Below are 597 nucleotides of genomic sequence, written 5' to 3' on the forward strand. Positions count from 1 at the left end.
TGGCCGGGGAGCCCGGCTGGGGGGACACCAGCCCCCCGCGGGAGCCCCAGCTGAACCGGCCGGGCAGGGCCAGCCGAGCAGGATGTCGGTCATCTCCGGGCCGGAGTAGCAGGTCCAGTGCCGGCCGTGCAGGAACAGCGCCAGCGGCCGTTTGCCCGGGGCGTTCGTCGGGGCGACGAGCGTGGCGCGTCCGTCGGTGGGGTCCGGGGCGCGGCCGACCAGCCCGGCGGCCTGCAGCCGACCGACGATCCCGGTCATCCCCGGCTGGCTGGCCCGTTCGAGGGCGGCGAGCTCGGTGACCCGCCGCGGCCCCTCCCGCACGAGCTCGTCGAGGACCGAGAGCGCCACGGTGTTCCACTCCTCGTTCCGCAGCGTGCGGCGCAGCCAGCTGGCCACCTGCTCCAGGACGCCGGCCAGCTCGGCCACGTCGGGTGCATCGGTCTCCACCGTCCGGTTCACCCCTCCATTACATCACCGACTTATATAAATGGTCGATACAGGTGACCCGGTCCCGGCGCGGTCGAACACCTGTTCTACGGTCAGGCTTGTCGTCCCACCCGCCTGCCTGGAGAGGGAGCCCGTGACCACTGCCGAGCC

At 72.7% G+C, this 597-nt stretch carries 1 protein-coding gene; it reads right to left on the reverse strand.

Annotated features, from left to right (window positions below; translation table 11 throughout):
* The coding region (locus ABFY07_RS42820) for a MarR family winged helix-turn-helix transcriptional regulator (protein ID WP_346179630.1) at nucleotides 1-447 on the reverse strand (447 nt) is incomplete at its 3' end.
* Nucleotides 448-597: the final 150 nt, after the last annotated feature.

The sequence above is a fragment of the Streptomyces sparsogenes subsp. cuspidosporus genome (assembly GCF_039532705.1).
Classification (GTDB): domain Bacteria; phylum Actinomycetota; class Actinomycetes; order Streptomycetales; family Streptomycetaceae; genus Streptomyces; species Streptomyces sparsogenes.